The sequence below is a fragment of the Pseudomonas juntendi genome (assembly GCF_009932375.1).
Classification (GTDB): Bacteria; Pseudomonadota; Gammaproteobacteria; order Pseudomonadales; family Pseudomonadaceae; genus Aquipseudomonas; species Aquipseudomonas juntendi.
The window spans coordinates 21,404-28,992 of sequence record NZ_BLJG01000031.1; the positions used below are offsets into that span (position 1 = coordinate 21,404).

At 62.1% G+C, this 7,589-nt stretch carries 4 protein-coding genes and 6 tRNA genes; 8 read left to right on the plus strand and 2 right to left on the minus strand.

Annotated features, from left to right (window positions below; all coding sequences use genetic code 11):
* Window positions 1-114: 114 nt before the first annotated feature.
* On the plus strand, window positions 115-2,130 hold the full coding sequence (gene uvrB, locus GYA94_RS04315; RefSeq protein WP_009685051.1) for an excinuclease ABC subunit UvrB: 2,016 nt from the start codon (window positions 115-117) through the stop codon (window positions 2,128-2,130).
* 37 nt (window positions 2,131-2,167) lie between these two features.
* Here the strand turns inward: uvrB and GYA94_RS04320 are convergent, their stop codons facing one another.
* Window positions 2,168-3,718 carry an MDR family MFS transporter gene (locus GYA94_RS04320; RefSeq protein WP_161891857.1) on the minus strand — a complete coding sequence of 517 codons (1,551 nt, stop codon included), beginning with the start codon at window positions 3,716-3,718 and terminating at the stop codon, window positions 2,168-2,170.
* Window positions 3,708-4,763, minus strand: a complete 1,056-nt coding sequence (locus GYA94_RS04325) for an HlyD family secretion protein (RefSeq protein ID WP_009685049.1) — start codon at window positions 4,761-4,763, stop codon at window positions 3,708-3,710. Before GYA94_RS04325 ends, GYA94_RS04320 begins: the two co-directional genes overlap by 11 nt.
* Window positions 4,764-4,907: 144 nt before the next feature.
* On the opposite strand from GYA94_RS04325, the gene gltX reads away from it, so the two are divergent.
* From gltX to GYA94_RS04360, 7 genes are all read left to right on the plus strand, one after another.
* Window positions 4,908-6,389, plus strand: coding sequence for a glutamate--tRNA ligase (gltX, locus tag GYA94_RS04330; protein ID WP_009685048.1), 1,482 nt, complete (start codon window positions 4,908-4,910; stop codon window positions 6,387-6,389).
* A 218-nt stretch (window positions 6,390-6,607) separates the two neighbouring features.
* Window positions 6,608-6,683 (plus strand) — tRNA-Ala (locus GYA94_RS04335).
* 72 nt (window positions 6,684-6,755) lie between these two features.
* Window positions 6,756-6,831 (plus strand) — tRNA-Glu (locus GYA94_RS04340).
* A gap of 52 nt (window positions 6,832-6,883) precedes the next feature.
* Window positions 6,884-6,959, plus strand: a tRNA-Ala gene (locus GYA94_RS04345).
* Between the two features lie 42 nt (window positions 6,960-7,001).
* Window positions 7,002-7,077 (plus strand) — tRNA-Glu (locus GYA94_RS04350).
* Between the two features lie 61 nt (window positions 7,078-7,138).
* Window positions 7,139-7,214: transfer RNA gene (locus tag GYA94_RS04355), tRNA-Ala, on the plus strand.
* Between the two features lie 42 nt (window positions 7,215-7,256).
* Window positions 7,257-7,332, plus strand: a tRNA-Glu gene (locus GYA94_RS04360).
* Window positions 7,333-7,589 lie beyond the last annotated feature (257 nt).

A 7,589-nucleotide genomic window follows, 5' to 3' on the forward strand; every position in this document is an offset into this window, starting at 1 on the left:
CGGTCAACCGTAATACCTGGTTGTGGCTGTGCCTTGAAAGCCGCCCCTTGCGGGCGCATTTGGGTATAGACTACTGGCTAAATTTACAGTTGCTGCAGCACCGCGAGGTCCGTCATGTCCGAGTTCCAGCTCGTTACCCGTTTCCAGCCTGCCGGCGACCAGCCCGAGGCGATCCGCCAGATGGTCGAGGGCATCGAGGCCGGGCTGTCGCACCAGACGCTGCTGGGGGTGACCGGTTCGGGCAAGACGTTCAGCATTGCCAACGTGATCCAGCAGGTTCAGCGCCCGACCCTGGTGCTGGCGCCGAACAAGACCCTGGCCGCGCAGCTGTACGGTGAGTTCAAGGCGTTTTTCCCCAATAACGCGGTGGAGTACTTCGTCTCCTACTACGACTATTACCAGCCGGAAGCCTATGTACCGTCGTCGGACACCTTCATCGAGAAGGATGCATCGATCAACGACCATATCGAGCAGATGCGTCTCTCGGCGACCAAGGCGCTGCTGGAGCGCCGCGATGCGATCATCGTCACCACCGTGTCGTGCATCTACGGCCTGGGCAGCCCCGAGACCTACCTGAAAATGGTCCTGCACGTGGACCGCGGCGACAAGCTCGACCAGCGCGCGCTGCTGCGCCGCCTGGCCGACCTGCAGTACACCCGCAACGAGATGGACTTTGCCCGCGCCACCTTCCGTGTAAGGGGGGATGTGATCGACATTTTCCCCGCAGAATCGGACCTGGAGGCCATCCGCGTCGAGCTGTTCGATGACGAGGTGGAGAACATCGCGGCGTTCGACCCGCTGACCGGCGAGGTCTTCCGCAAGCTGCCGCGGTTCACCTTCTACCCCAAAAGCCACTACGTCACCCCGCGGGAAACCCTGCTGGACGCCGTGGAGGGCATCAAGGCAGAGCTCAAGGACCGCCTGGAGTACCTGCACAAGGCCAACAAGCTGGTCGAAGCCCAGCGCCTGGAGCAGCGCACCCGGTTCGACCTGGAGATGATCCTGGAGCTGGGCTACTGCAATGGCATCGAAAACTACTCGCGTTACTTGTCTGGCCGCCCGGCGGGTGCACCGCCGCCAACGCTGTACGACTACCTACCGCCCGATGCGCTGCTGGTAATCGACGAATCCCATGTCAGCGTGCCGCAGGTGGGGGCCATGTACAAAGGCGACCGTTCGCGCAAGGAAACCCTGGTCGAGTATGGCTTCCGCCTGCCGTCGGCACTGGACAACCGGCCCATGCGCTTCGATGAATGGGAGAGTGTCAGCCCACAGACCATCTTCGTTTCCGCCACCCCGGGGCCTTATGAGGCCGAGCATGCCGGGCGGGTGGTGGAGCAGGTGGTGCGCCCCACCGGGCTGGTCGACCCGCAGGTCGAAATTCGCCCGGCACTGACCCAGGTCGACGACCTGCTGTCGGAGATCCGCAAGCGGGTGGCTGCCGGCGAACGGGTGCTGGCCACCACCTTGACCAAGCGCATGGCAGAAGACCTCAGCGACTACCTGGCCGATCACGATGTGCGGGTGCGCTACCTGCACTCGGACATCGACACGGTGGAGCGGGTGGAGATCATCCGTGACTTGCGCCTGGGTACCTTTGACGTGCTGGTGGGGATCAACCTGCTGCGTGAGGGCCTGGACATGCCCGAGGTGTCCCTGGTGGCGATCCTCGATGCCGACAAGGAAGGCTTCCTGCGCTCGGAGCGGTCGCTGATCCAGACCATCGGCCGTGCGGCGCGTAACCTCAATGGCCGGGCCATCCTGTACGCCGACAACATCACTGGCTCGATGCAGCGGGCGATCGATGAAACCGAGCGCCGCCGCGAGAAGCAGATCGCCTTCAACGAAGCCAACGGCATCGTGCCCAAGGGCGTGATCAAGGACATCACCGACATCATGGAGGGCGCCACCGTACCGGGTGCGCGCAGCAAGAAGCGCAAGGGCATGGCCAAGGCCGCGGAGGAGAGCGCCCGTTACGAGGCCGAACTGCGCACGCCTGGGGAGATCACCAAGCGTATCAAGCAGTTGGAGGAGAAAATGATGCAGTTCGCCCGCGACCTGGAGTTCGAAGCCGCTGCGCAGTTGCGTGACGAGATCACCAAGCTGCGCGAGCGGTTGATCACCAGCTGAAGGCTGGCGCCGGCCCTGTGGGTGCATCGTAACAAGCTCAATGGGCCTCGCCAGCTTTCAAGCCCTGGGGCAATTTGCGGGTCAGCAGCACCGCCACCATGCTTACCGCCAAACCAATACCGACGAAGTGGAAGGCGTCGTTGTAAGCCATGATCAGCGCCTGCTGGTGGGTGATCTCGCTCAGCTTGCCCAGCGCCGCATTGTCACTCCCCAGGCGCTCACTCAGTTGCGCCAGGCGCTCGGCCACTTGGGGGTTGGTGGGCACCACGGCCTCACGCAGGTAATCGAAATACACCTTGGTGCGTGCGTCCAGCAGTGTAGCCAGCAAGGCAATGCCAATGGCGCCGCCGAGGTTGCGCAGGATATTGAACAGGCTCGACGCAGACCCTGCATCCTGCGGCTGAATATAGGCGGTGGCGATCAGCGAGATGGTGACCATGATCATCGGCTGGCCCAGTGCGCGAATGATCTGCACATGGTTGAACTGCGGCCCGGCAAAGTCAGGGTTCAGTACCCCCGAGCCGAAACTGGCAGCGCCGAACAGGCAGAAGCCCAGCGCACACAGCACCTTGGGCGATACCACCTTCATCAGCTGCGGCACCAGCGGAATCAGGAACAGCTGCGGAATACCCATCCACATGATCACTTCGCCAATCTGCAGGGCGTTGTAGCCCTGCACCTGGGTCAGGTACAGCGGCAGGAGGTAGATCGAGCCGTACAACCCGACCCCCATGCCCAGGCTGGCGATGCTCGACAGGCCGAAGTTACGGTTGCCGAGTATGCGCAGGTTGATCAGTGGGTGCGGCCTGGAAAACTGCAGGATGACGAAGGTGATGAGGCTGACCAGGGCGACGCTGCCCAGGGCCACGATCAAGTGCGATTCCAGCCAGTCCTTGCGGTGGCCTTCTTCCAGAAATACCTGCAGGCAGCCCAGGCCCAGGCCGAGTGTGAGGATGCCGGCATAGTCGGTGCTTTTCAGCAGGTCCCAGTGCGCCTCCTTTTTCTCCAGGCCGTACAGCAGGCCAGCGATCATCACCAGGCCCGGCGGGATGTTGATGTAGAAGATGTATTCCCAGCCCCAGTTCTCGGTCAGCCAGCCGCCCAGGGTGGGGCCGATCGACGGCGCGAAGGTGGCGGTCATGGCGAACATGGCCATGCCCTTGGCACGGTGGTGCTCCGGCAGTTTGGTCAAGGTCAGGGTGAATGCCAGCGGGATCAGCGCGCCGCCGGTAAAGCCTTGCAGGGCGCGGAACAGGATCATGCTTTCCAGGTTCCAGGCCATCGAGCACAGTAACGAAGACAGCAGGAACCCGGCCGAAACCCACACCGCCAGGCGCCGCGCCGACAGCAGCTGCACCAGCCAGGCCGTCAGCGGGATCATGATGATTTCCGCGACCAGGTACGAGGTGGAAATCCACGAGCCTTCTTCCAGGGTGGCCGACAGCGCGCCCTGGATGTCCTTGAGCGAAGAGTTGGTGATCTGGATGTCCAGCACCGCCATGAAGGCGCCGAGCATCACGCTCATCACGGCGATCCAGTCGCGGCGGCTGGGCTCCGCCGTTGGGCGCAGCAGTTGTTCAGCGGCCATCGTGGCCTTCGTCTTCGTTGCGCAGGTCCACGGTGGCAGTGACCGACATGCCCGGGCGAATACGCCCGTGCAGAGGGTTGTCGGCGCGGAAGGTGAGTTTTACCGGGATGCGCTGGACCACCTTGGTGAAGTTGCCGGTGGCGTTGTCCGGTGGCAGCAGGCTGAATTGCGCACCCGAGGCTGCGAACAGGCTGTCGACCCGGCCTTCGATCGGCGTATCGGGGTAGCTGTCGAACAGCAGTTCGGCGCGCTGGCCTGGCTGCATATGGCCAATCTGGGTTTCCTTGAAGTTGGCCTGCACCCAGATGTCTTCGTCAGGCACGATCGACAGCAAGTAAGCCCCGGCCTGCACCACCTGGCCATTACGGGCACTGCGCTGGCCGATGGTGCCGCTGATGGGCGCGCGGATCTCGCAGCGGGTGAGGTTCAACTCGGCCTGGGCCAGGTCGGCGCGGGCATTGGCGATCTGCGCATCGAGGCGCTTGAGCTCGGCATTCAGTGCGCTGACCTGCTGGCGCTGGCTTTGCAGGTCGGCACGGGCCTTGTCCACTTGCGACCCGGCAACATGGCTGTCGGCCGACAGGGTGGTGACCCGTTCTTCCGACACAAACCCTGGCTTGCGCAGTTTCTCGGCGCGGCTCAGGTCCAGCCGCGAGCGGTCGAACGTGGCCTGGTTGGCGGCCACCTGGGCCTGGCCGGCGGCAATCAGGCTGCTTTGCTGGGTAAGGCGGCTTTGCGCCTGGGCGTACTCGGCTTCGCGGGTGGCCAGTGCCGCACGGGCGCGCTCAAGGGCCAGCTCGAAATCGGCCGCCTCCAGGCGCACCAGCAGGTCGCCCTGGTTGACATGCTGGTTGTCTTCCACCGGCACGCTGTCGATGCGCGCGCCCAACTGGCTGGAGACACGGGTGATCTCGCCCTGTACGTAGGCGTTGTCGGTGCTTTCGTAGAAGCGCCCCTTGAAATACCAATGGGCCAGGAAAGCCAGGGCAATGATGGCCACCAGGGTGAAGAATATCGCCAGGCGGCGTTTGAGTTGGGCAGGCATGGGGGATTGTCGTTGCAGAAATGTAAATAAATTTAACAGCGGCAGATGGCCACTCGGCAAGTGACGTTCGCGCCATTGCTGGAGCCCGGTGCCCGCCACCTGCTAACATCCCGCCTTTGTTTCATCTTTCGTTCGAGACTCTCCATGACCACCGTACGCACGCGTATCGCGCCATCGCCTACCGGCGACCCTCATGTTGGCACTGCCTACATCGCCCTGTTCAACTACTGCTTCGCCAAGCAGCACGGCGGTGAGTTCATCCTGCGCATCGAAGACACCGACCAGTTGCGCTCCACGCGCGAGTCGGAGCAGCAGATCTTCGATGCCCTGCGCTGGCTCGGCATCGAATGGAACGAAGGCCCGGACGTTGGCGGCCCGCACGGCCCGTACCGGCAGAGCGAGCGTGGCGAGATCTACGCCCAGTACGCCAAGCAACTGGTCGACGCCGGCCACGCTTTCTACTGCTTCTGCACCGCCGAAGAGCTGGAACAGATGCGTGCCGAACAGCAAGCCCGCGGCGAAACACCGCGCTATGACGGCCGTGCCTTGCTGCTGAGCGACGAGGAAGTGCAGCGTCGCCTGGCCGCTGGCGAGCCGCACGTGATCCGCATGAAGGTGCCCAGCGAAGGCGTGTGCGTGGTGCCGGACATGCTGCGTGGCGATGTCGAAATCCCGTGGGATCGCATGGACATGCAGGTGCTGATGAAGAACGACGGCCTGCCCACGTACTTCCTGGCCAACGTGGTGGACGACCACCTGATGGGCATCACCCACGTGCTGCGCGGCGAAGAATGGCTGCCATCGGCACCCAAGCTGATCAAACTGTACGAGTATTTCGGCTGGGAGCAGCCCAAGCTGTGCTACATGCCGCTGCTGCGTAACCCCGACAAGTCCAAGTTGTCCAAGCGCAAGAACCCGACGTCGGTCACCTTCTACGAGCGCATGGGCTTCATGCCCGAAGCCATGCTCAACTACCTGGGCCGCATGGGCTGGTCGATGCCGGACGAGCGCGAGAAGTTCTCGCTGGCCGAGATGGTCGAGCACTTCGACCTGTCGCGCATCTCGCTGGGCGGCCCGATCTTCGATATCGAGAAGCTGTCCTGGCTCAACGGCCAGTGGCTGCGCGAGCTGCCGGTCGAGGAGTTCGCGGCGCGCCTGCAGAAGTGGGCGTTCAACAGCGATTACATGATGAAGATCGCCCCGCATGTGCAGGGCCGGGTGGAAACCTTCAGTCAGGTCGCCCCGCTGGGCGGTTTCTTCTTCGAAGGCGCGTTGAAGCTGGACGCCAAGCTGTTCGAAAGCAAGAAGTTGTCGGCCGACCAGGTGCGCCAGGTCATCCAGCTGATCCTGTGGAAGCTCGAAAGCCTGCGCCAGTGGGAAAAAGAGCGTATCACCGGCTGTATCCAGGCTGTGGTCGAGGCGCTGGAGCTGAAACTGCGCGATGCCATGCCGCTGATGTTCGCGGCCATCACCGGCCAGGCCAGCTCGGTGTCGGTGCTGGACGCCATGGAAATCCTTGGCCCGGACCTGACCCGCTACCGCCTGCGCCAGGCCCTGGACCTGCTGGGTGGTGTGTCGAAGAAGGAAAACAAAGAGTGGGAAAAGCTGCTGGCCACCATCGCCTGAGGAAGGCCGCTCCCACAGGTTGATCGCAGGCCCTGGATGCTCAGGTTTGGGCAGGGCAGGGCGGTAAGTGATTGTTATCTGTGAAAAAATTTTTGATTATTTTTGAAAATTCGTTTGACAGCCCTGCAATCCGATCTTAATATGCGCCCCGTCCACAGCGATGAACGTAAACGAAGCGCCAGGCACCCAGTCAGCGGTTCGGTTCAAAGCGACATTGTGGGGCTATAGCTCAGCTGGGAGAGCGCCTGCATGGCATGCAGGAGGTCAGCGGTTCGATCCCGCTTAGCTCCACCAAATTCCGCTTAACAGCCCAGGCTGGTAAGCAAGACCGGGTCCAGCAACCGGGTCTTGAAGGTAAGAAGGTTCGTCCCCTTCGTCTAGTGGCCTAGGACACCGCCCTTTCACGGCGGTAACAGGGGTTCGAGTCCCCTAGGGGACGCCAGTTTTGCACAAGCGATGTTGTAGATGTCGCTGGGCCGCGAGGCTAAAAATCCGGGGCTATAGCTCAGCTGGGAGAGCGCCTGCATGGCATGCAGGAGGTCAGCGGTTCGATCCCGCTTAGCTCCACCAATTCTGCCAGGGTTCACGCGAGTGAATCTTTGCGAAGGTTACGTCCCCTTCGTCTAGTGGCCTAGGACACCGCCCTTTCACGGCGGTAACAGGGGTTCGAGTCCCCTAGGGGACGCCACTTTTCCTGCGTTTTGCAGGGCTTAAAAAGGCTCGTCGATTATTGATGAGCCTTTTGTTTCGGGGCTATAGCTCAGCTGGGAGAGCGCCTGCATGGCATGCAGGAGGTCAGCGGTTCGATCCCGCTTAGCTCCACCATTTATGCCAGGGTTCATGCAAATGAATCTTTGCGAAGGTTATGTCCCCTTCGTCTAGTGGCCTAGGACACCGCCCTTTCACGGCGGTAACAGGGGTTCGAGTCCCCTAGGGGACGCCAATTTTTTTACCCGCGTTTTGCGGGACTTTGAAGGCTCATTCGATTATTGAATGAGCCTTTTGTTGTGCGCCAGGCATGGCGCGTTGCGCGTTAGCGCAACCCGTTTGGTTGTGGTAGCCGAGCGGGTGACTTGGAGGTGAAAGTCCTCTACACACCCGGCAAGGGGAAGTGTTAGCCAGAGGCAAGGGTGTCGCGGGCGACTGCGAATCTGAAGGAAGCCCGAGGCAAAATGCTGGTCTGACGAACAGGAAGCGGAT

Bases quoted from the DNA above. Each gene is read 5' to 3' on its own strand.
- uvrB (WP_009685051.1), top strand. From the start codon at position 115: ATGTCCGAGTTCCAGCTCGTTACCCGTTTCCAGCCTGCCGGCGACCAG.
- GYA94_RS04320 (WP_161891857.1), bottom strand. From the start codon at position 3,718: ATGGCCGCTGAACAACTGCTGCGCCCAACGGCGGAGCCCAGCCGCCGC.
- GYA94_RS04325 (WP_009685049.1), bottom strand. From the start codon at position 4,763: ATGCCTGCCCAACTCAAACGCCGCCTGGCGATATTCTTCACCCTGGTG.
- gltX (WP_009685048.1), top strand. From the start codon at position 4,908: ATGACCACCGTACGCACGCGTATCGCGCCATCGCCTACCGGCGACCCT.